General features: G+C 53.7%; 22 protein-coding genes and 4 tRNA genes. All 26 read right to left on the bottom strand.

Features of this window, described 5'->3' with window-relative positions:
• The 26 genes from rplV to birA all read right to left on the bottom strand — a co-directional run bounded on the left by rplV (position 1) and on the right by birA (position 22,883).
• Entirely contained in the window at positions 1–333 is a 333-nt protein-coding gene (rplV, locus tag AC19YQ_RS18715; RefSeq protein ID WP_003444373.1) for a 50S ribosomal protein L22, read from the bottom strand.
• Positions 334–346: 13 nt separating this feature from the next.
• Entirely contained in the window at positions 347–622 is a 276-nt protein-coding gene (rpsS, locus tag AC19YQ_RS18710; protein WP_003232420.1) for a 30S ribosomal protein S19, read from the bottom strand.
• 16 nt (positions 623–638) lie between these two features.
• A complete protein-coding gene (rplB, locus tag AC19YQ_RS18705; RefSeq protein ID WP_019824364.1) occupies positions 639–1,463 on the bottom strand; it encodes a 50S ribosomal protein L2 in 825 nt (274 codons plus the stop codon).
• Positions 1,464–1,477: 14 nt separating this feature from the next.
• Positions 1,478–1,777 (bottom strand): 50S ribosomal protein L23, encoded by a 300-nt coding sequence (gene rplW / locus AC19YQ_RS18700; protein WP_003444375.1) that lies wholly within the window; start codon positions 1,775–1,777, stop codon positions 1,478–1,480.
• Positions 1,774–2,376, bottom strand: a complete 603-nt coding sequence (gene rplD / locus AC19YQ_RS18695; RefSeq protein ID WP_003444376.1) for a 50S ribosomal protein L4 — start codon at positions 2,374–2,376, stop codon at positions 1,774–1,776. The genes rplW and rplD overlap by 4 nt, the downstream gene beginning before the upstream one ends.
• A 12-nt stretch (positions 2,377–2,388) precedes the next feature.
• On the bottom strand, positions 2,389–3,024 hold the full coding sequence (gene rplC, locus AC19YQ_RS18690; RefSeq protein WP_003444377.1) for a 50S ribosomal protein L3: 636 nt from the start codon (positions 3,022–3,024) through the stop codon (positions 2,389–2,391).
• 81 nt (positions 3,025–3,105) lie between these two features.
• Entirely contained in the window at positions 3,106–3,417 is a 312-nt protein-coding gene (rpsJ, locus tag AC19YQ_RS18685; protein WP_003186070.1) for a 30S ribosomal protein S10, read from the bottom strand.
• Between the two features lie 142 nt (positions 3,418–3,559).
• Complete coding sequence (gene tuf / locus AC19YQ_RS18680) at positions 3,560–4,753, bottom strand: elongation factor Tu (RefSeq protein WP_003444379.1); 1,194 nt, start codon at positions 4,751–4,753, stop codon at positions 3,560–3,562.
• 35 nt (positions 4,754–4,788) lie between these two features.
• On the bottom strand, positions 4,789–6,894 hold the full coding sequence (fusA, locus tag AC19YQ_RS18675; protein WP_019824367.1) for an elongation factor G: 2,106 nt from the start codon (positions 6,892–6,894) through the stop codon (positions 4,789–4,791).
• A 30-nt stretch (positions 6,895–6,924) separates the two neighbouring features.
• On the bottom strand, positions 6,925–7,395 hold the full coding sequence (rpsG, locus tag AC19YQ_RS18670; RefSeq protein WP_019824369.1) for a 30S ribosomal protein S7: 471 nt from the start codon (positions 7,393–7,395) through the stop codon (positions 6,925–6,927).
• A 123-nt stretch (positions 7,396–7,518) separates the two neighbouring features.
• Positions 7,519–7,890: a 30S ribosomal protein S12 gene (gene rpsL / locus AC19YQ_RS18665; protein WP_002555494.1), complete on the bottom strand. Its 372-nt coding sequence runs from the start codon at positions 7,888–7,890 to the stop codon at positions 7,519–7,521.
• Between the two features lie 216 nt (positions 7,891–8,106).
• Positions 8,107–12,306: a DNA-directed RNA polymerase subunit beta' gene (rpoC, locus tag AC19YQ_RS18660; protein ID WP_019824371.1), complete on the bottom strand. Its 4,200-nt coding sequence runs from the start codon at positions 12,304–12,306 to the stop codon at positions 8,107–8,109.
• A gap of 64 nt (positions 12,307–12,370) precedes the next feature.
• On the bottom strand, positions 12,371–16,444 hold the full coding sequence (rpoB, locus tag AC19YQ_RS18655) for a DNA-directed RNA polymerase subunit beta (protein WP_133079711.1): 4,074 nt from the start codon (positions 16,442–16,444) through the stop codon (positions 12,371–12,373).
• Positions 16,445–16,663: 219 nt separating this feature from the next.
• Positions 16,664–17,029 carry a 50S ribosomal protein L7/L12 gene (rplL, locus tag AC19YQ_RS18650; RefSeq protein ID WP_003444390.1) on the bottom strand — a complete coding sequence of 122 codons (366 nt, stop codon included), beginning with the start codon at positions 17,027–17,029 and terminating at the stop codon, positions 16,664–16,666.
• A gap of 80 nt (positions 17,030–17,109) precedes the next feature.
• Positions 17,110–17,610 (bottom strand): 50S ribosomal protein L10, encoded by a 501-nt coding sequence (rplJ, locus tag AC19YQ_RS18645; protein WP_003444392.1) that lies wholly within the window; start codon positions 17,608–17,610, stop codon positions 17,110–17,112.
• A gap of 196 nt (positions 17,611–17,806) precedes the next feature.
• Positions 17,807–18,502: a 50S ribosomal protein L1 gene (rplA, locus tag AC19YQ_RS18640; protein ID WP_003444394.1), complete on the bottom strand. Its 696-nt coding sequence runs from the start codon at positions 18,500–18,502 to the stop codon at positions 17,807–17,809.
• A complete protein-coding gene (rplK, locus tag AC19YQ_RS18635) occupies positions 18,502–18,933 on the bottom strand; it encodes a 50S ribosomal protein L11 (protein ID WP_008008888.1) in 432 nt (143 codons plus the stop codon). The genes rplA and rplK overlap by 1 nt, the downstream gene beginning before the upstream one ends.
• A 116-nt stretch (positions 18,934–19,049) precedes the next feature.
• Positions 19,050–19,583 (bottom strand): transcription termination/antitermination protein NusG, encoded by a 534-nt coding sequence (gene nusG, locus AC19YQ_RS18630; RefSeq protein ID WP_003444397.1) that lies wholly within the window; start codon positions 19,581–19,583, stop codon positions 19,050–19,052.
• Positions 19,584–19,592: 9 nt separating this feature from the next.
• Positions 19,593–19,961: a preprotein translocase subunit SecE gene (gene secE, locus AC19YQ_RS18625; RefSeq protein WP_003444399.1), complete on the bottom strand. Its 369-nt coding sequence runs from the start codon at positions 19,959–19,961 to the stop codon at positions 19,593–19,595.
• Between the two features lie 45 nt (positions 19,962–20,006).
• Positions 20,007–20,082 (bottom strand) — tRNA-Trp (locus AC19YQ_RS18620).
• Between the two features lie 240 nt (positions 20,083–20,322).
• Positions 20,323–20,398, bottom strand: a tRNA-Thr gene (locus AC19YQ_RS18615).
• Between the two features lie 26 nt (positions 20,399–20,424).
• Positions 20,425–20,498 (bottom strand) — tRNA-Gly (locus AC19YQ_RS18610).
• A gap of 25 nt (positions 20,499–20,523) precedes the next feature.
• Positions 20,524–20,608: transfer RNA gene (locus tag AC19YQ_RS18605), tRNA-Tyr, on the bottom strand.
• Positions 20,609–20,718: 110 nt separating this feature from the next.
• Positions 20,719–21,195, bottom strand: a complete 477-nt coding sequence (locus AC19YQ_RS18600) for a hypothetical protein (protein WP_500595649.1) — start codon at positions 21,193–21,195, stop codon at positions 20,719–20,721.
• A gap of 7 nt (positions 21,196–21,202) precedes the next feature.
• Positions 21,203–21,946 carry a pantothenate kinase gene (locus tag AC19YQ_RS18595; RefSeq protein ID WP_500595648.1) on the bottom strand — a complete coding sequence of 248 codons (744 nt, stop codon included), beginning with the start codon at positions 21,944–21,946 and terminating at the stop codon, positions 21,203–21,205.
• Positions 21,936–22,883 carry a bifunctional biotin--[acetyl-CoA-carboxylase] ligase/biotin operon repressor BirA gene (gene birA, locus AC19YQ_RS18590; RefSeq protein ID WP_500595647.1) on the bottom strand — a complete coding sequence of 316 codons (948 nt, stop codon included), beginning with the start codon at positions 22,881–22,883 and terminating at the stop codon, positions 21,936–21,938. The genes AC19YQ_RS18595 and birA overlap by 11 nt, the downstream gene beginning before the upstream one ends.
• Positions 22,884–23,141: the final 258 nt, after the last annotated feature.

The following is a 23,141-nucleotide window of genomic DNA, read 5'->3' as shown; positions in this document are numbered from 1 at the left end:
TTACTTGTCAGCAACCTTGACAGTGATATGGCAAGACCGCTTGACGATGCGATCAGCGCGGCCTTTGGCACGCGGCATGATGCGCTTCAGCGAACGCCCTTCGTTGACGAAAACGGTGGCGACTTTAAGGTCGTCAACGTCTGCGCCTTCGTTATGCTCGGCGTTGGCTACGGCCGACTCCAGCACTTTCTTGATGATCTCGGCGGCTTTCTTGTTGCTGAAAGCCAACAGGTTGAGCGCTTCGCCCACCTTCTTCCCGCGGATCTGGTCGGCGACCAAGCGGGCTTTCTGGGCGGAGATTCGAGCGCCCGACAACTTAGCGGCTACTTCCATCGTTCCTTACCCCTTAACGCTTGGCTTTCTTGTCTGCCACGTGCCCACGATAAGTGCGGGTACCGGCAAACTCGCCTAGTTTATGGCCAACCATGTCTTCGTTCACAAGAACTGGGACATGAAGACGACCGTTATGCACAGCGATGGTCAAACCGACCATTTGTGGCAGGATCATCGAACGACGCGACCAGGTTTTCACCGGTTTGCGATCGTTCTTTTCCGCCGCCACTTCGATCTTCTTCAGTAGGTGAAGATCAATAAAAGGACCTTTTTTCAGAGAACGTGGCACTGTCGTATCCCTCTATTTACTTGCGACGACGGACGATCATTTTGTCGGTACGCTTATTACCACGAGTCTTCGCGCCCTTAGTCGGGAAGCCCCATGGCGATACCGGATGACGACCACCAGAGGTACGACCTTCACCACCACCATGTGGGTGGTCAACCGGGTTCATGGCAACACCACGAACGGTTGGGCGAACGCCACGCCAGCGTTTGGCACCAGCTTTACCCAGCGAACGCAGGCTGTGCTCGGAGTTCGAGACTTCGCCAAGCGTTGCACGGCATTCAGCCAATACTTTACGCATTTCACCGGAACGCAGACGCAGGGTCACGTAGACACCATCACGAGCGACCAGCTGAGCCGAAGCACCAGCGGAACGAGCGATTTGTGCGCCTTTGCCCGGCTTCAATTCGATGCCGTGTACGGTGCTACCAACTGGAATGCTGCGCAGTTGCAACTGGTTGCCTGGCTTGATCGGAGCCAAAGCACCCGAAATCAGCTGGTCGCCAGCGCTCACGCCTTTAGGGGCGATGATGTAACGGCGTTCGCCGTCTGCGTACAACATAAGAGCAATGTGAGCAGTACGGTTTGGATCGTATTCGATACGCTCAACAGTGGCTGGAATGCCATCTTTGTCGTTGCGACGGAAGTCGACCAAACGATAATGCTGCTTATGACCACCACCGATGTGACGCGTGGTAATACGGCCATTGTTGTTACGACCACCAGTCTTCGATTTCTTCTCGAGCAGCGGTGCGTGAGGAGCGCCTTTATGCAGCTCCTGGTTGACCACCTTGACCACATGACGGCGGCCAGGGGAAGTCGGTTTGCATTTAACGATTGCCATGATGCACCCCTTCCTTACTCAGCACTGCTGCTGAAATCGAGATCTTGGCCTGGCTGAAGGGAGATTACTGCCTTCTTCCAGTCATTACGCTTGCCCACGCCGCGAGCGGTGCGCTTGCTCTTACCCAGAACATTCAGGGTAGTAACACGCTCAACTTTCACGCTGAACAGGCTTTCGACGGCCTTCTTGATTTCCAGCTTGGTTGCATCAGTAGCAACCTTGAAAACGAACTGGCCTTTCTTGTCTGCCAGAACCGTAGCCTTCTCGGAAACGTGCGGGCCAAGCAGAACTTTAAATACGCGTTCCTGGTTCATCCCAGCAGCTCCTCGAATTTCTTCACGGCCGACACGGTGATCAACACCTTGTCGTATGCGATCAGACTAACTGGGTCGGAACCTTGCACGTCACGTACATCAACGTGTGGCAGGTTACGAGCAGCCAGGTACAGGTTCTGATCAACAACTTCAGACACGATCAGGACGTCTGTCAGACCCATGCCATTCAGTTTGTTCAGCAGATCTTTGGTTTTCGGCGCTTCAACTGCGAAGTCCTGAACCACGATCAGACGATCAGTACGAACCAGTTCAGCAAGGATGGAACGCATTGCTGCGCGATACATCTTCTTGTTGAGCTTCTGAGAGTGATCTTGTGGACGAGCTGCGAAAGTAGTACCACCGCCACGCCAGATTGGGCTACGGATAGTACCGGCACGAGCACGGCCAGTACCTTTCTGACGCCAAGGGCGCTTACCGCCACCACGAACGTCGGAACGGGTCTTTTGCTGCTTGCTACCTTGACGACCGCCAGCCATGTAGGCCACGACTGCCTGGTGAACCAGCGTCTCGTTGAACTCGCCGCCAAACGTCAGTTCGGAAACTTCGATCGCTTGAGCATCATTTACATTTAATTGCATGTCAGCTTCCCCTTAACCGCGAGCCTTGGCCGCCGGACGTACAACCAGGTTGCCGCCAGTAGCGCCAGGAACAGCACCCTTGACCAACAACAGATTGCGTTCAGCGTCGACGCGCACTACTTCGAGGGACTGCACGGTCACGCGCTCAGCGCCCATATGACCGGACATTTTTTTGCCCTTGAATACACGACCAGGAGTCTGGCACTGGCCAATAGAGCCCGGGACGCGGTGGGAAACGGAGTTACCGTGAGTGTTATCTTGGCCACGGAAATTCCAACGCTTGATCGTACCCTGGAAGCCTTTACCTTTGGACTGACCGGTCACATCGACCATCTGACCTGCGGTGAAGATTTCAGCGTTGATCAGATCGCCTGCTTGGTACTCGCCTTCTTCAAGACGGAATTCCATTACGGTACGACCAGCTGCAACGTTTGCTTTAGCGAAGTGACCCGCTTGAGCAGCAGTTACACGCGAAGCGCGACGCTCGCCGACAGTGACTTGCACTGCACGATAGCCATCGGTTTCTTCAGTTTTGAACTGGGTGACGCGATTCGGCTCGATCTCAATGACCGTAACCGGAATGGAGACACCTTCTTCGGTGAAAATACGGGTCATACCGCATTTACGACCGACTACACCAATAGTCATGTTGTAAACCTCATGAGTGTACGGGGCTTTCACCCGCTATGGCCGCCCATTTCAGAGCGTTACACGACTAAGACCCAAGTCTTAGCCGAGGCTGATCTGCACTTCCACACCGGCCGCAAGATCAAGCTTCATAAGTGCATCAACGGTTTTATCCGTTGGCTGGACGATGTCCAGAACGCGCTTATGAGTACGGATCTCATACTGGTCACGCGCGTCTTTGTTGACGTGCGGGGAGACCAGAACGGTGAACCGCTCTTTACGGGTAGGCAGTGGAATTGGACCACGCACTTGAGCACCAGTACGTTTCGCGGTTTCCACGATTTCCTGGGTTGATTGGTCGATCAGGCGATGGTCAAAAGCCTTCAACCTGATACGGATTTGCTGATTTTGCATTGGATTTCAGACTCCGATTGCTATTCCCACCGAGCGCAATACGCCCGTTTAAAGGAGGCGCAATTCTATAGATGGCCCAACTGGGTGTCAACTCAATAAAAAAAGCCCCCGCTGAGCGGGGGCTTTTTCAGGCAATCAAAGCTTAAGCAATGATTTTGGCTACTACGCCAGCGCCGACGGTACGACCGCCTTCACGGATTGCGAAACGCAGACCGTCTTCCATTGCGATGGTTTTGATCAGGGTGACAACCATTTTGATGTTGTCGCCTGGCATTACCATTTCAACGCCTTCCGGCAGCTCGCAGTTACCGGTCACGTCAGTGGTCCGGAAGTAGAACTGTGGACGGTAGCCTTTGAAGAACGGAGTGTGACGACCGCCTTCTTCTTTGCTCAACACGTAGACTTCAGCTTCGAAGGTAGTGTGCGGCTTAACCGAACCCGGCTTAACCAGAACCTGGCCACGCTCTACGTCGTCACGCTTGGTGCCGCGCAGCAGCACGCCGCAGTTCTCGCCAGCACGACCTTCGTCAAGCAGCTTACGGAACATTTCAACGCCGGTGCAGGTGGTAACAGTAGTGTCACGCAGACCAACGATTTCCAGCGGATCTTGAACGCGAACGATACCGCGCTCGATACGACCAGTTACAACAGTACCGCGACCGGAGATCGAGAATACGTCTTCGATTGGCATCAGGAACGGCTTGTCGATAACACGAACTGGGTCCGGAATGTAAGTATCCAGAGTTTCAACCAGTTTACGAACGGCAGTGGTGCCCATTTCGTTGTCGTCTTTGCCTTCCAGAGCCATACGAGCAGAACCGATGATGATCGGAGTGTCGTCGCCTGGGAAGTCGTAAGTGCTCAGCAGATCGCGCACTTCCATCTCAACCAGTTCCAGTAGCTCAGCGTCGTCTACCAGGTCAGCCTTGTTCAGGAAAACCACGATGTACGGAACGCCAACCTGACGGGACAGCAGGATGTGCTCACGGGTTTGTGGCATCGGACCATCAGCGGCCGAACAAACCAGGATAGCGCCGTCCATCTGAGCAGCACCGGTGATCATGTTCTTCACATAGTCAGCGTGACCTGGGCAGTCAACGTGAGCGTAGTGACGGATCAGCGAGTTGTATTCAACGTGCGCAGTGTTGATGGTGATACCACGAGCTTTTTCTTCTGGCGCGCTGTCGATTTTATCGAAGTCAACGATTGCCGAACCGAAAATCTCGGAGCAAACACGAGTCAGAGCTGCAGTCAGCGTGGTTTTACCATGGTCAACGTGACCGATAGTGCCAACGTTGACGTGCGGTAGGGAACGATCAAATTTTTCTTTAGCCACGACAATTAACTCCTTGCCTAAAGGACTGAACTAAATCAGCCTTGTTTTTTAGTAACAGTTTCGACGATGTGCGCCGGAGCTGTATCGTATTTTTTGAATTCCATAGAGTAGCTTGCGCGACCCTGAGACATGGAACGAACGTCGGTCGCATAACCGAACATTTCACCCAACGGAACCTCGGCACGAATAACTTTGCCGGAAACCGTATCTTCCATACCCTGGATCATGCCGCGACGACGATTCAAGTCGCCCATCACGTCACCCATATAGTCTTCAGGTGTAACAACCTCTACCGCCATGATCGGCTCAAGCAGCTCACCGCCACCTTTGGTAGCCAGTTGCTTGGTCGCCATGGAAGCAGCCACCTTAAACGCCATCTCGTTGGAGTCGACGTCGTGGTAAGAACCATCAAACACGGTAGCCTTCAGGCCGATCAGCGGATAGCCGGCAACAACACCGTTCTTCATCTGCTCTTCGATGCCCTTCTGGATAGCCGGGATGTATTCCTTAGGAACCACACCACCTACCACTTCGTTCACGAACTGCAGACCTTCCTGACCTTCGTCAGCAGGTGCAAAACGGATCCAGCAGTGACCAAACTGGCCACGACCGCCGGACTGACGAACGAACTTGCCTTCGATCTCACAGTTCTTCGTGATGCGCTCACGATACGAAACCTGAGGCTTACCGATGTTGGCTTCGACGTTGAACTCACGGCGCATCCGGTCAACCAGGATGTCCAAGTGCAGCTCGCCCATGCCCGAGATGATCGTCTGACCAGTCTCTTCATCAGTTTTAACGCGGAAAGATGGATCTTCCTGAGCAAGCTTGCCCAGTGCAACACCCATTTTTTCCTGGTCATCCTTGGTCTTAGGCTCTACGGCAACCGAAATAACCGGCTCCGGGAAGTCCATGCGAACCAGAATGATTGGCTTGTCAGCGTTGCACAAAGTCTCACCAGTGGTGACGTCCTTCATGCCGATCAAGGCCGCGATGTCACCAGCGCGTACTTCCTTGATTTCTTCACGGGCGTTTGCGTGCATTTGCACCATACGACCCACACGCTCTTTCTTGCCTTTAACCGAGTTGATCACGCCGTCGCCGGAGTTCAACACGCCCGAGTAAACACGGACGAAGGTCAAGGTACCCACGAATGGGTCGGTAGCGATCTTGAACGCCAGAGCCGAGAACGGCTCGCTGTCGTCAGCATGACGCTCCAGTTCGATGCTCTCGTCATCAGGGTCAGTACCCTTGATGGCAGGAATATCAGTCGGAGCAGGCAGGAAGTCGATAACGGCGTCGAGAACCAGGGGAACACCCTTGTTCTTGAAGGAAGAACCGCAAACAGCCAAGACGATCTCACCAGCGATAGTACGCTGACGCAGAGCAGCCTTGATTTCCGCGATGGTGAATTCTTCACCTTCGAGGTACTTGTTCATCAGCTCTTCATTGGCTTCGGCCGCAGCCTGAACCATGTTGTCGCGCCATTCGTCAGCAAGATCTTTCAGCTCAGCTGGAATTTCTTTGCGAACAGGAACCATACCCTTGTCAGCATCGTTCCAGTACACAGCTTCCATGTTGATCAGATCAATCTGACCCTGGAAGTTGTCTTCAGAACCGATAGCCAGCTGGATTGGAACCGGAGTGTGGCCCAGACGCTTCTTGATCTGCTCAATAACGCGCAGGAAGTTGGCGCCAGCACGGTCCATCTTGTTTACGTAAACAAGACGTGGAACGCCGTATTTGTTGGCTTGACGCCATACGGTTTCCGACTGAGGCTCAACGCCCGAGGTACCACAGAACACAACGACAGCGCCGTCGAGTACGCGCAGGGAACGCTCAACTTCAATAGTGAAGTCTACGTGGCCCGGGGTATCGATTACGTTGAAGCGATGCTCGTCCTTGTACTGCTTGGCAGAACCTTTCCAGAAGGCGGTGATAGCAGCAGAAGTAATGGTAATACCACGCTCCTGCTCCTGAACCATCCAGTCTGTGGTCGCGGCGCCATCATGCACCTCGCCCATTTTGTGACTTTTGCCAGTGTAAAACAGTACGCGCTCGGTGGTAGTGGTTTTACCAGCATCCACGTGAGCGACGATACCGATGTTACGGTAGCGACTAATCGGAGTAGTACGAGCCATAAAGCCCTCGCAAAATTAGTGAAGCTGAATTTAGAAGCGGTAGTGCGAGAAAGCTTTGTTAGCTTCGGCCATACGGTGCACGTCTTCACGCTTCTTAACAGCAGCACCTTTACCTTCAGCTGCGTCCAACAGTTCGCCAGCCAAACGCAGAGCCATAGACTTCTCGCCGCGCTTACGGGCGAAGTCTACCAACCAGCGCATTGCCAGGGCGTTACGACGGGACGGGCGAACTTCGACCGGAACCTGGTAAGTAGCACCGCCTACACGGCGCGACTTCACTTCGACCAGCGGAGCGATGGCGTCGAGAGCTTTCTCGAAGATTTCCAGGGGATCGCTGTTCTTGCGTTCTTTAACCTTTTCCAGCGCGCCATAAACGATACGCTCGGCAACGGCTTTTTTGCCGCTTTCCATCACGTGGTTCATGAACTTGGCCAGGATTTGGCTTCCGTATTTTGGATCGTCAAGCACATCGCGCTTGGCTGCTACGCGTCTTCTTGGCATGGATAAGCCCTCAAACGGTCTTCAGGTTAGCTCGGAACCATTACATCCAAAAGATGCACGTCCGACCTTACTCTTATCGACTCAGAAAAAAAGAAATCTGCATTTTTTACCAGCAACCGAATACTACTTCGGCTTCTTGGTACCGTACTTCGAACGACCTTGGTTACGACCTTTAACGCCGGAAGTATCCAAAGAGCCGCGAACGGTGTGATAACGAACACCTGGCAAGTCTTTTACACGACCGCCACGAATCAGTACCACGCTGTGTTCTTGCAGGTTGTGACCTTCACCACCGATGTACGAGGAAACCTCGAAACCGTTGGTCAGGCGCACACGGCATACTTTACGCAGTGCCGAGTTAGGTTTTTTCGGCGTAGTTGTATACACACGGGTGCATACGCCACGACGTTGCGGGCAGTTTTGCAGCGCAGGCACGTCGGATTTCTCGACGATACGCTTACGCGGCTGACGTACCAGCTGGTTGATAGTTGCCATCTACTAGCTCCACTGTTGTCTTGCGACGCTATTGTCTTGCAAGAAAAGCAAAATGGCAGGAACGAATTCCCGCCAAATTTAGGGGTACAAGAGTCTAAAGAGGATCTTGCCCCCAGTCAAGACAAGGCCCCGACCTTCCCACTCATCAAACCCCGACAAAATGTCTCGATTCGATGAACGGAACTGCCGGGGCCCATCTCTCATTTACCGCAGAACTCAGTTACCGCTCGAGTTCAGCGCTTCGGTCAGTGCAGCTTCCACTTCACTGGCGCTCACGCGCAACGGCTTGTCAGCTTCACGGCGGCGCTTACGCTCGCTGTGGTATGCCAAACCGGTACCTGCCGGGATCAAACGACCCACGACAACGTTTTCTTTCAGGCCACGCAGGTAGTCGCGCTTGCCGGTTACCGCTGCTTCGGTCAATACGCGGGTAGTCTCTTGGAAAGAGGCCGCGGAAATGAACGACTCAGTCGACAACGACGCCTTGGTGATACCCAGCAGGACGCGAGTGAACTTGGATACGAATTTATCTTCGCCACCCAAACGTTCGTTCTCGGTCAACACCTGGGTCAACTCCATCTGGTCGCCCTTGATGAAGGTGGAATCACCAGACTCGGCAATCTCAACTTTACGCAACATCTGACGCAGAATGGTCTCGATGTGCTTATCGTTGATTTTTACGCCTTGCAGACGGTAAACGTCCTGAATCTCGTTAACGATGTACTTGGCCAGCGCACTTACACCCAGCAGACGCAGGATGTCGTGTGGATCGCTTGGACCGTCGGAGATAACTTCGCCGCGGTTCACTTGTTCGCCTTCGAAGACGTTCAGGTGACGCCACTTTGGAATCAGCTCTTCGTACGGATCAGTACCGTCGTTCGGGGTAATAACCAGACGGCGCTTGCCTTTGGTTTCTTTACCGAACGCGATGGTGCCGCTGACTTCAGCCAGAATCGAGGCTTCTTTCGGACGACGCGCTTCGAACAAGTCAGCAACGCGTGGCAGACCACCGGTGATGTCTCGAGTTTTCGAAGTCTCTTGCGGAATACGAGCGATAACGTCACCGATCGCGATTTCCGCACCATCCGCTACACCGACCAGGGCGTTGGCTGGCAGGAAGTACTGAGCCGGTACGTCGGTACCAGGCAACAGCAGATCCTTGCCATCCACACCAACCATCTTAACGGCTGGACGGATGTCCTTGCCGGCAGCTGGACGGTCTTTGGCGTCGAGGACTTCAATGTTGGTCATACCGGTCAATTCGTCAGTCTGACGCTTGATCGTGATGCCTTCTTCCATGCCCACGTAGGTCACGGTACCTTTCATTTCGGTAACGATTGGGTGAGTGTGCGGATCCCACTTGGCTACGATCGAGCCAGCGTCAACCTTGTCACCTTCTTTAACCGAAATCACGGCGCCGTACGGCAGCTTGTAGCGCTCACGCTCACGACCGAAGTCATCAGCGATTGCCAGCTCACCGGAACGGGATACAGCTACCAGGCAGCCATCTACACGCTCAACGTGCTTGAGGTTATGAAGACGGACAGTACCGCCATTCTTCACCTGAACACTGTCAGCAGCAGAGGTCCGGCTTGCCGCACCACCGATGTGGAACGTACGCATTGTCAGCTGTGTACCCGGCTCACCGATCGACTGAGCAGCGATTACGCCGACAGCTTCACCGATGTTCACCTGGTGACCACGAGCCAAGTCACGACCGTAGCACTTGGCACAGATACCGAAGCGAGTTTCACAGCTGATTGGCGAACGCACGATTACTTCGTCGATGCTGTTCAGCTCGATGAATTCAACCCACTTCTCGTCAACCAGAGTGCCCGCAGGAACGATAATGTCCTCGGTACCCGGCTTGTACACGTCACGGGCGATTACTCGACCCAGAACGCGCTCACCCAACGGTTCTACAACGTCGCCGCCTTCGATGTGCGGAGTCATCAGCAGACCGTGTTCGGTACCGCAGTCAACTTCAGTCACAACCAAGTCTTGCGCAACGTCTACCAGACGGCGAGTCAGATAACCGGAGTTAGCTGTCTTCAAGGCGGTATCCGCCAGACCCTTACGAGCACCGTGAGTAGAGATGAAGTACTGAAGTACGCTCAGGCCTTCACGGAAGTTCGCAGTAATCGGCGTTTCAATGATGGAACCGTCCGGCTTGGCCATCAGACCACGCATACCGGCCAGCTGACGGATCTGCGCTGCAGAACCCCGTGCGCCGGAGTCGGCCATCATGTACATCGAGTTGAACGACTCTTGCTCAACCTCAACGCCGTGACGGTCGATAACCTTCTCTTTCGAGAGGTTGGACATCATTGCCTTGGATACTTCGTCGTTAGCTTTCGACCAAAGGTCGATCACTTTGTTGTACTTCTCGCCCTGGGTTACCAGGCCGGAGGCGTACTGACTTTCGATCTCTTTCACTTCATCGGTTGCAGCCGCGATGATGCGAGCTTTTTCATCCGGGATAACGAAGTCGTTAACACCGATGGAAACGCCGGAAATGGTCGAGTAAGCAAAACCTGTGTACATCAACTGGTCAGCGAAGATCACGGTCTCTTTCAAACCAACCACGCGGTAGCACTGGTTGATCAGCTTGGAGATCGCTTTTTTCTTCATCGGCAAGTTGACGACGTCGTACGACAGACCTTTTGGCACAACCTGGAACAACAGCGCACGGCCGACAGTGGTGTCGACAATCCGAGTGTTGCTCACGCTGCCGCCATCACGATCGTTGACGGTTTCGCTGATGCGAACCTTGACCTTGGCATGCAGTGCGGCTTCGCCGGCACGGAATACACGGTCAACTTCTTGCAAGTCAGCGAATACACGACCTTCGCCTTTGGCGTTGATCGCTTCACGAGTCATGTAGTACAGACCCAATACAACGTCCTGCGACGGAACGATGATTGGCTCACCGTTGGCTGGCGACAGAATGTTGTTGGTCGACATCATCAACGCACGCGCTTCCAACTGGGCTTCCAGTGTCAGCGGTACGTGCACGGCCATTTGGTCGCCGTCGAAGTCGGCGTTGTACGCAGCACAGACCAACGGGTGCAGCTGGATAGCTTTACCTTCGATCAGAACCGGTTCAAAGGCCTGGATGCCCAGACGGTGAAGAGTCGGTGCACGGTTGAGAAGCACTGGGTGTTCGCGGATAACTTCAGCGAGAACGTCCCAAACCTCTGGCAGCTCACGCTCAACCATTTTCTTGGCTGCTTTGATGGTGGTCGCAAGACCGCGCATTTCAAGCTTGCCAAAAATGAATGGCTTGAACAGCTCGAGAGCCATTTTCTTAGGCAGACCGCACTGGTGCAGACGCAGGGTCGGACCTACGGTAATTACCGAACGACCCGAGTAGTCAACACGCTTACCGAGCAAGTTCTGACGGAAACGACCCTGCTTACCCTTGATCATGTCAGCCAAGGATTTCAGAGGGCGCTTGTTCGAACCGGTAATAGCGCGACCACGACGGCCGTTGTCGAGCAATGCGTCGACCGCTTCTTGCAACATACGCTTTTCGTTACGCACGATGATGTCCGGAGCGGACAGATCAAGCAGGCGCTTCAGGCGGTTGTTACGGTTGATTACCCGACGATACAGATCGTTGAGGTCGGAAGTCGCGAAACGACCACCATCAAGCGGAACCAAAGGACGCAGATCTGGCGGCAGAACCGGCAGAACGGTCAGTACCATCCACTCAGGAAGGTTGCCGGAGCCCAGGAAGGCTTCCATCAACTTCAGGCGCTTGGACAGCTTCTTGATTTTGGTTTCGGAGTTGGTTTGCGGAATTTCTTCGCGCAGACGGCCAATCTCGTGCTCCAGGTCGATAGCGTGCAGCAGTTCACGGACAGCTTCAGCACCCATACGGGCATCAAAGTCGTCGCCGAACTCTTCCAGCGCTTCGAAGTACTGCTCATCGTTCAGCAGCTGACCTTTTTCCAGAGTGGTCATGCCTGGATCGATAACGACATAGCTCTCGAAGTAGAGAACGCGTTCGATATCACGCAGGGTCATGTCCATCAGCAAGCCGATACGGGACGGCAGCGATTTCAGGAACCAGATGTGAGCAACCGGCGAAGCCAGTTCGATGTGAGCCATGCGCTCGCGACGGACCTTGGCCAGTGCGACTTCAACGCCACACTTCTCACAGATCACACCACGGTGCTTCAAGCGCTTGTACTTACCGCACAGGCACTCGTAATCCTTTACCGGGCCAAAGATCTTGGCGCAGAACAGGCCGTCACGCTCAGGTTTGAACGTACGGTAGTTGATGGTTTCCGGCTTTTTAACTTCACCGAACGACCACGAACGGATCATCTCAGGCGATGCCAATCCAATACGGATGGCGTCGAACTCTTCGACTTGACCCTGGTTTTTCAGCAAATTCAGTAGGTCTTTCAAGGCCTTTCCTCCTGGCGGAGCAGAGAGCGGGCTAAACAGCCCCGCTCTCGATTCGCGTCACGTGTTATTCGGTTTCCAGATCGATATCGATGCCGAGGGAACGAATTTCTTTGATCAACACGTTGAAGGACTCGGGCATGCCCGGCTCCATACGGTGATCGCCGTCCACGATGTTTTTGTACATCTTGGTACGACCGTTCACATCGTCCGACTTCACTGTGAGCATTTCTTGCAGAGTGTATGCCGCGCCGTAGGCTTCCAGCGCCCAGACCTCCATCTCCCCGAAACGCTGACCACCGAACTGTGCCTTACCACCCAGCGGCTGCTGGGTAACCAGGCTGTAAGAACCGGTAGAACGAGCATGCATCTTGTCGTCTACCAAGTGGTTCAGCTTCAGCATGTACATGTAGCCAACGGTAACCGGACGCTCAAACTGGTTGCCGGTACGACCGTCTGTCAGCGTCATCTGGCCGCTGTCCGGCAAATCTGCCAAACGAAGCATTGCCTTGATTTCGCTTTCTTTGGCACCGTCGAACACCGGGGTAGCCATCGGCACACCGCCACGAAGGTTCTTCGCCAGATCCAGGATTTCCTGATCGGAGAAGTCATCCAGGCTTTCTTGACGACCGCCAATTTCGTTGTAGATCTCATGCAAGAACTTGCGCAGGTCAGCGACCTTGCGTTGTTCTTCAATCATGAGGTTGATCTTCTCGCCCAAACCTTTAGCCGCGAGGCCCAGGTGAGTTTCGAGAATCTGACCAACGTTCATACGCGAAGGTACGCCCAACGGGTTGAGAACCACATCAACCGGGGTGCCATTGGCATCGTACGGCATGTCTTCAACCGGCATGATCACGGAGACCACACCTTTGTTACCGTGACGACCAGCCATCTTGTCACCCGGCTGGATGCGACGACGGATTGCCAGGTAAACCTTGACGATTTTCAGCACGCCCGGAGCCAGGTCATCGCCCTGCTGCAGTTTGCGCTTCTTGTCTTCGAACTTGTCGTCCAGCAGACGACGGCGATCGATGATGTAGGCCTGAGCTTTTTCAAGCTGCTCATTCAGAGCATCTTCAGCCATGCGCAGTTTGAACCACTGACCATGCTCAAGACCGTCCAGGATTTCATTGGTGATTTCCTGGCCTTTCTTCAGACCGGCACCGCCCTCGGCAATACGACCAACCAGAGCAGAGCGCAGACGTTCGAAAGTAGCGCCTTCAACGATACGGAACTCTTCGTTCAGATCCTTGCGGATCTCGTCCAGCTGGGTCTTCTCGATCGACAGGGCACGAGCATCACGCTCAACGCCGTCACGAGTGAAGACTTGTACGTCGATTACAGTACCTTTGGTACCGGTAGGTACACGCAGGGAAGTGTCTTTAACGTCGCTGGCTTTTTCACCGAAGATTGCGCGCAACAGCTTCTCTTCTGGAGTCAGCTGAGTCTCGCCTTTCGGAGTGACCTTACCTACCAGAATGTCGCCAGCGCCAACTTCAGCACCTACGTAAACAATACCGGCTTCGTCCAGTTTGTTCAGTGCAGCTTCACCCACGTTCGGGATATCTGCAGTGATCTCTTCAGGCCCAAGCTTGGTGTCACGTGCCACACAGGTCAGTTCCTGAATGTGGATCGTGGTAAAGCGATCTTCTTGAACAACTCGTTCCGACAGGCAGATGGAGTCTTCGAAGTTGTAACCGTTCCAGGCCATGAACGCGATACGCATGTTCTGACCCAACGCCAGTTCACCCATATCGGTGGACGGACCGTCAGCCATGATGTCGCTGCGCTGTACACGATCACCCTTGCGGACCAGCGGACGCTGGTTGATGCAAGTGTTCTGGTTGGAGCGGGTGTACTTGGTCAGGTTGTAGATATCAACACCAGCTTCGCCGGTCTCAACTTCATCATCAGCAACACGAACCACAATACGGCTGGCATCAACAGAGTCGATCACGCCGCCACGACGAGCCACGACGCAAACGCCGGAGTCACGAGCTACGTTACGCTCCATGCCAGTACCTACCAGCGGCTTGTCAGCGCGCAGGGTCGGTACAGCTTGACGCTGCATGTTCGAACCCATCAACGCACGGTTGGCGTCATCGTGCTCGAGGAACGGAATCAACGACGCTGCAACCGAAACAACCTGCTTCGGAGATACGTCCATCAAGGTGACGTCTTCCGGCGCCTTAACGGTGAATTCGTTCAAGTGACGAACAGCTACCAGTTCGTCGATCAGGACTTTCTTGTCGTTCATCGTGGCCGAGGCCTGAGCGATCACGTGATCGGCTTCTTCGATGGCGGACAGGAAAACGATCTCGTCAGTTACCAGTGCGTCTTTAACCACACGGTACGGGCTTTCAAGGAAGCCGTACTGGTTGGTGCGCGCATAGGCAGCCAAGGAGTTGATCAGACCAATGTTCGGACCTTCCGGCGTCTCAATCGGGCAAACACGGCCGTAGTGAGTCGGGTGTACGTCACGAACTTCAAAGCCGGCACGCTCACGCGTCAAACCGCCCGGGCCCAGTGCAGAAACACGGCGCTTGTGGGTGATCTCGGACAGAGGGTTGTTCTGGTCCATGAACTGGGACAGCTGGCTCGAACCGAAGAACTCTTTCACCGCCGCAGCCACTGGCTTGGCGTTGATCAGGTCTTGCGGCATCAGGCCTTCGCTTTCAGCCATCGACAGACGCTCTTTGACCGCACGCTCAACACGCACCAGGCCAACGCGGAACTGGTTCTCGGCCATTTCGCCTACACAGCGAACACGACGGTTACCCAGGTGGTCGATGTCATCGACGATGCCTTTACCGTTACGGATGTCGACCAGAGTCTTCAGCACAGCAACGATGTCTTCTTTGCACAACACGCCCGAACCTTCGATCTCGGTACGACCGATACGACGGTTGAACTTCATCCGGCCGACCGCAGACAGGTCATAGCGCTCAGGGCTGAAGAACAGGTTGTTGAACAGGGTCTCGGCAGCGTCTTTGGTTGGCGGCTCGCCTGGACGCATCATGCGATAGATCTCGACCAGCGCTTCCAATTGGTTGCTGGTGGAGTCGATCTTCAGAGTGTCGGAAACGAACGGACCACAGTCGATATCGTTGGTGTACAACGTCTCGATGCGAACAACCTGGCCCTTGGCGATTTTTGCCAGGATTTCAGTCGTCAGCTCGGTGTTGCACTCAGCAATGATTTCGCCGGTAGCCGGATGCACGATAGCTTTGGCCGTTGTGCGTCCCAGGACATAGTCCAGAGGCATAACGAGCTCTTTGATACCGGCTTTTTCCAGCTGGTTGATGTGGCGAGCAGTAATACGACGACCCTGCTCAACAATCACCTTGCCTTTGTCATCGGTAATATCGATGGCCGCGATTTCACCGCGCAGACGATGCGGAACCAGTTCCAGGCTAATGCTTTCGCCCTGAACGTGGAACACGTTGGTCGTGTAGAACGCGTCCAGCACTTGTTCAGTGGTATAGCCCAGCGCACGCAGCAATACCGATGCAGGCAGCTTGCGACGACGGTCGATACGCACGAACACGCAGTCTTTCGGATCGAACTCAAAGTCCAACCACGAACCGCGGTAAGGAATGATACGCGCAGAATAAAGCAGCTTACCGGAGCTGTGCGTCTTGCCGCGGTCGTGGTCAAAGAACACGCCCGGGGAACGGTGCAGCTGGGAAACAATTACACGCTCGGTACCGTTGATTACGAAGGTACCGTTTTCAGTCATCAGGGGGATTTCACCCATGTAGACTTCTTGCTCTTTGATGTCCTTGATCGCTTTGTTCGACGATTCTTTGTCGAAAATGATCAAACGAACTTTTACCCGCAAAGGTACGGCGTACGTTACGCCACGCAACACGCATTCTTTGACATCAAATGCCGGCTCGCCCAAGCGATAACCGACGTACTCCAGCGCAGCATTGCCGGAGTAGCTGATGATCGGGAAAACGGATTTGAAGGCCGCATGCAGGCCCACGTCGCGGAACTTATCTTTAGTCGCTCCCGCCTGCAAGAATTCACGATACGAATCCAGCTGGATTGCCAAGAGATACGGCACATCCATGACGTCCGGCAACTTGCTAAAGTCCTTGCGGATACGTTTTTTCTCAGTATATGAGTAAGCCATCAGCGTTCCCCAGCTTGGTCACCTGCTTGTTTGGCCTCTCCCGACGGGAGCAGCCAGAAAATCGTGCAAACCCCTTGGTTTGCTCCACCGCACAGGGTGGTTACAGCACGTTAAAGGCATCGACCTAGTCGACTGCCAATAACGGAAAAAGGCCGGTGGCAAGAGCCACCAGCCATCAGCCTCAGCTTAACGCTTGGGCTGGAGACGCAAGGTCGATGCTTACTTCAGCTCGACTTTAGCGCCTGCTTCTTCCAAGGCTGCCTTGGCTTTGTCAGCTGCGTCTTTCGCAACAGCTTCCAGAACAACGCTAGGAGCGCTGTCTACAACTGCCTTGGCTTCTTTCAGGCCCAGACCAGTCAGCTCACGAACAGCCTTGATCACGTTAACTTTCTTCTCGCCAGCTTCCAGCAGCATGACGTTGAATTCAGTTTGCTCTTCAACAACAGCAGCGGCAGCAGCAGGACCAGCAGAAGCAGCAGCAGCAGAAACGCCGAATGCTTCTTCCATTGCCTTGATCAGCTCAACGATTTCCAGAACGGATTTCGAACCGATTGCGTCGATGATTTCTTGAGTAGTCAGAGACATGACTATAAATTCCTGTATTGGGGTGACAGCCTAGGCGGCCATCGAAATAAACAATAAACGCTGAAAGGAGTTGCTCAGCCTTAGGCTGCAGCTGCTTCTTTCTGGTCGCGAAGTGCCGCCAGAGTACGAGCCAATTTGCTGGTAGCGCCTTGAATCACGCTCATCAGCTGAGAAATTGCTTCGTCACGGGTCGGCAGACTTGCCAGTACGTCGATCTGATTAGCTGCGAGGAACTTGCCCTCGAACGCAGCTGCCTTGATCTCGAACTTATCCTGACCTTTAGCGAACTCTTTGAACAAACGGGCAGCAGCGCCTGGATGTTCGTTCGAGAATGCGATCAAGGTCGGGCCTGTGAACACGTCGTTGAGGACACTGTATTCAGTGTCAGCAACAGCGCGCTTTAGCAGGGTGTTACGTACAACACGTACGTAAACGCCAGCTTCACGAGCCTCTTTACGGAGTCCGGTCATAGCGCCTACTGTCACACCGCGGGCATCAGCCACAACAGCGGACAGGGCAACTTTGGCAGCCTCGTTGACTTCAGCGACGATGGCCTTCTTGTCTTCGAGTTTAATTGCCACGGGTTTAACTCCTGCATGTTACCGTTTCATCCAACCGAGGCCGGATGTCGTTTTGGTGTCTGATTCGGTAAGGAACCGGGAGCACCATCTGCGTAGGCTTGAGGTTTAAGGCTTGCGCCGCCTACGGTCTTGGATAGCCCCCGCCAGGCAGGGACCCCAATCTTTCATTGGCGAGCTAAAAGCACGCCAATTTGTCTTACGCGTCCAAAGAACCTTGGTCGATGACCAAGCCTGGGCCCATAGTGGTGCTCAGGGTAACGCGCTTAACATAAATACCTTTCGAAGAAGCTGGCTTGATACGCTTCAGATCAGCGATCAGGGCTTCAACGTTTTCCTTCAGCTTGACGGCATCAAAACCGATCTTGCCAACGGAAGTGTGGATGATACCGTTTTTGTCAGTGCGATAACGAACCTGACCAGCCTTCGCGTTCTTAACAGCGGTAGCTACGTCTGGAGTTACAGTACCAACCTTAGGGTTAGGCATCAGACCACGTGGACCAAGGATCTGACCCAACTGACCTACAACACGCATTGCGTCCGGGGAGGCAATAACTACGTCATAGTTCAGGTCGCCGCCTTTCATTTCGGCAGCCAGGTCGTCCATACCAACGCGATCAGCGCCGGCAGCCAGAGCAGCTTCAGCAGCTGGACCCTGAGTGAACACAGCTACACGTACAGTCTTGCCAGTGCCGTGTGGCAGCACAGTAGCGCTACGAACAACCTGGTCAGATTTACGTGGGTCTACGCCCAGGTTAACGGCGATGTCAAAAGACTCGCTGAATTTTACAGTCGACAGCTCAGCCAGCAAAGCAGCAGCGTCTACAAAGTTGTAAGACTTGCCAGCTTCAATTTTACCGGCGATTGCCTTTTGACGCTTAGTCAGCTTAGCCATTACACACCCTCCACGTTAAGGCCCATGCTACGAGCAGAACCGGCGATAGTACGCACGGCTGCTTCCATATCAGCTGCAGTCAGATCCGCGTTTTTGGTTTTCGCGATTTCTTCCAGCTGAGCACGAGTCACAGTGCCAACCTTAACGGTGTTTGGACGAGCGGAACCGCTAGTCAGACCAGCAGCCTTCTTCAGCAGAACCGAAGCAGGGGTCGACTTGGTTTCGAACGTAAAGCTACGGTCGCTGTATACAGTGATGATCACTGGAGTCGGCAGGCCTGGCTCAATACCCTGAGTACGGGCGTTGAAAGCTTTGCAGAATTCCATGATGTTCACGCCGTGCTGACCCAGAGCCGGGCCTACGGGTGGACTTGGGTTGGCCTGAGCGGCCTTCACTTGCAGCTTGATGTAAGCGGTAATCTTCTTAGCCATGAGGCACTCCAATTACGGGTTCAAGCGCCTAAAGAGGCTCCCCGGTTACTTGCGCGTTTATCCCAGTGACGACAAAACCCCACAGCCTAGACCATGGGGTTGGGATTCGTGTCTAACTAGACCTTTTCGACCTGGCTAAACTCTAGCTCTACCGGAGTAGAGCGACCGAAAATGAGCACTGCCACTTGGATCCGGCTCTTTTCGTAGTTAACTTCTTCGACTGTGCCATTGAAATCAGCAAATGGACCGTCGGTAACACGGACAACTTCGCCCGGTTCGAATAGTGTTTTTGGCTTAGGCTTGTCGCTACCATCAGCAACACGACGCAGAATTGCTTCTGCCTCTTTATCAGTGATCGGTGCCGGTTTGTCGGCAGTCCCACCAATGAAGCCCATTACGCGCGGAGTATCCTTGACCAAGTGCCAAGTACCCTCGCTCATATCCATCTGAACCAGCACATAACCAGGGAAGAACTTACGCTCGCTTTTGCGTTTCTGGCCATTACGCATTTCAACCACTTCTTCAGTGGGAACCAGAATTTCGCCGAAGCCTTCTTCCATGCCTGCCAGCTTAATACGCTCAATCAAAGAGCGCATAACATGCTTTTCGTAACCCGAATAAGCATGCACTACGTACCAACGCTTAGCCACGGGACACCCTTAGCCAACAATCAAGGAAACGAGCCAACCGAGCAGGGAATCTAAACCCCACAACAGCAACGCCATAACAAGAACAACAGCCACCACGATCAACGTGGTCTGCGTAGTTTCTTGGCGAGTTGGCCATACGACTTTACGAATCTCAGTACGAGCTTCCTTCACCAACACAGAGAACGACTTGCCTTTAGCCGTCTGCAAGCCTACATAGGCAGCAACAGCAGCAATCACAAGAAGTGCAATGACGCGATACAGGATCGGCGAACCAGAATAATACTGATTCCCAACAACGCCAACCACCACAAGAGCAACCACTACAAGCCACTTGAGGAGATCGAAGCGAGAGCCTTGAACTTCAGCCTTGGGAGTCATCTAAGAGGATCCTGTGAAAAGAAAGCCAGACGCAATGAGCGAATCTGGCAGGTCAGGAGGGAATCGAACCCCCAACCTACGGTTTTGGAGACCGTCGCTCTGCCAATTGAGCTACTGACCTAAAACATTATCGAGCCGCCGATTATGCCGACACGAGAGAGACTTTTCAACAACTTATGCAATTACTTTTGCAACCAACCCTATCAGAGCGGAGATTGCCAGCGAGCAGCAGAATGCGAGCTACTCACAACCGTAACAACCAACCAGGGCAGCAGCACCAAAAGCACCACCAGCAAACACCCCAGACAGGCTATGCACCTGTTAAAACAAAGGCAGATATTTTCATATCTGCCTTGTTATATGGAGCTCTTGAGCGGATTTGAACCGCTGACCTCACCCTTACCAAGGGTGTGCTCTACCAACTGAGCTACAAGAGCAAAACACGTTGCGAAAACAGCTAGACTGGAGCGGGTGGCGGGAATCGAACCCGCATCATTAGCTTGGAAGGCTAAGGTTCTACCACTAAACTACACCCGCAAATCTTGCTGCTCTAGCTTAAATATGGTGGAGGGGGAAGGATTCGAACCTTCGAAGTCGTAGACGTCAGATTTACAGTCTGATCCCTTTGGCCGCTCGGGAACCCCTCCTGAGCTGGCTAGAATTCTACATCATTCTAACCTTGTGTCAACCACTTTCTTCAATTAAATCAGGAAGTTAGCAACTTGACTCGCTTCACACCTAGTAGCCTGTTCGGTGTTCACTGTGGAGCGGGCGCCATTCTATGCAAACTATCGGATGGCTGCAAGCCCTCACAGCGCATTTTTTTGTAATTTAACCCATTGAATTCATTGGCAAGGTTAGTCAAAGCCATTTCAGTGGCCACAGCACCGCTTTGAGGTGAGAGTTTTAGTACATATCCACCTGAATCATCTCGAACCACTGTAGACGGCAGTGACTGCACACCCACATCAGTAAGCTTGCTCTGAAAACTGCGCAACTGCTCTTCACTGGATAAGCCGCTTATATAGAAGCACTCCAGACTTTCTACACGGTCTCCAGAAACACTGCCGCTGACGACCTTGGGTCGCGCCTCACTGAGTAGGCGTATGTCCTGCTTATTCCCCTTATACAAGGACAAGGAAATGACTTCCTTCGCCCTGGGCGGCGCCTCTTGTTGATGCCAGACGTAATAAAAGATATTGAGTACAACTAGCAGAAGAAACAGCCAACGCATAAGAACCTCAAGGAAGGGGACACACTACCGCCAAACCTACAAATACAAGGTCTTGCACCAAACGAGCATCAGGCACCATATCTCTCACCAAACTGGCGTCACCGCCCGTGAGAAAAACCTCAAAATCCTGCCCCCAATATTCGCGCGCCAACTCCAGCTGGGTCAAAACGAAGCCCCTCATCATCAGCAAACAACCACGCTCAACAGCCTCAGCCGTGGTACGACCCGGAGCCTGCCGGAGCAACGCCTGCTCCGCCGAAAAGTCGTCGTACCTGATACGCCGCGTATGCGTACGCAATTGGTCCCGCATCAAGGGCATACCAGGGCAGATAAATCCTCCCAGGTGCTGACCATCGGACGTAACAAAGTCCGCAGTGACCGCCGTACCGAAATCCAGAACAAGGCACGCATTCTTAGCCAGCTCAAATGCCCCAACCAGAGCCAACCAGCGATCCAGCCCCAAACGGGCAAACTCCTCATATCCGTTACTTACACCCGCGACTTCCCTTGCAGGTTTCGCACACTCCACCCCGACACCGAGCATCGAGGCAATTGATGCCACCAGGCTCGATGTTTCGTCATCACTGCGCACGCTAACCAAGCGGCAATGGGTTATGCGCAGCTCCGGAGCAGCTAGTATCGCGGCCATAAGCCCAGCATCTGAGTCCACGACTCCGCCGCTTACTACAACCGTGCCGTCTAGAGCGCGCCATTTTATGAAACTGTTTCCACAGTCCATTTCAAGAATCATCGCGCAACCTCAAACTAAGCTCACCGCCACTGAACACCTTCTCTTCACCATTTACACTCATACGCAGCGCACCCTGACGGTCAATACCCATGACCGTACCGTTCACCTGGTGCACCCCAGCGATCAAAGAGACTTCACGCCCTTGCCACAAATGATTCTGCTCCCACTCCGACTGAATAGCCGAAAAGCCTGAGAGCTCATGGCGCTTGAGATACATGCGCAGGCTATCGCTGAGCTTTGACACTAATTCATTACGGTTAGTCGCAACTCCAGACTCCAGGAAAACCGAAGTCCAGGCCTGATCGACCTCACTCGCCACTCTCATGTTAACGTTGATACCGATACCAAGGACTACATGACATACGTCGGCCGGATCTCCGACCAGCTCAAGCAAGATGCCAGCAATTTTTTTGTTGCTCACTAGCACATCGTTTGGCCATTTCAGCCCCGCATCCGAGACACCAACCGCTCTGAGCGCACTCAGCACCGCAAGGCCAACTACGAGGCTAAGCCCTTCCAGCTGACGCATACCCCCATCCATCCGGAGCACTAGACTGTAGTAAATATTCTCCGCGAAAGGACTAACCCACTTACGCCCGCGTCGCCCCCTGCCTGCCGTCTGTCTCTCAGCCAGTATTACAAATGGCGCCGTTACACCACGATCAACCGCGCGCAAGGCTTCAGCATTCGTAGAGTCTAACGAGTGGCTAATCGTAACAGGCCAAGGACTCGCAGCCAGCTGATCCAGCTCAAGCAGCTCAAGGGGGGCTGCCAATTGATAGCCACGACCACGAACTTTATGAATTGATAAGTTCAAGTCTGACTCCAAGTGCTGGAGCTGCTTCCATACAGCGCTGCGACTAACGCCGAGCGCAGCCCCGAGCGCTTGTCCCGAATGAAATCGACCGTCTTTAAGGAGTTTCAACAACGTCAGCATGCAAGTATCGCCTCACAATGAGGCACGCATAATAGCCATGAGGAGAGCTATTGCATAGAAACGCTGCTACGCACCGCAGCAGTAGCTCCTGCAAGGCGGGACCGCAACAAGTGCGGCTAGCCATAGCTGCAACTTTTCTCGGCCCAAAAACAAACCCCCTGTCTGCGTTAGCAGACAGGGGGTTTGGAATTTAATCTTGACGATGACCTACTCTCACATGGGGAAACCCCACACTACCATCGGCGATGCATCGTTTCA

This window comes from Pseudomonas sp. MF06569 (assembly GCF_059862735.1).
Note: the sequence above shows the minus strand (reverse complement) of the source record. Positions and strands in the feature narration are given on the sequence as shown.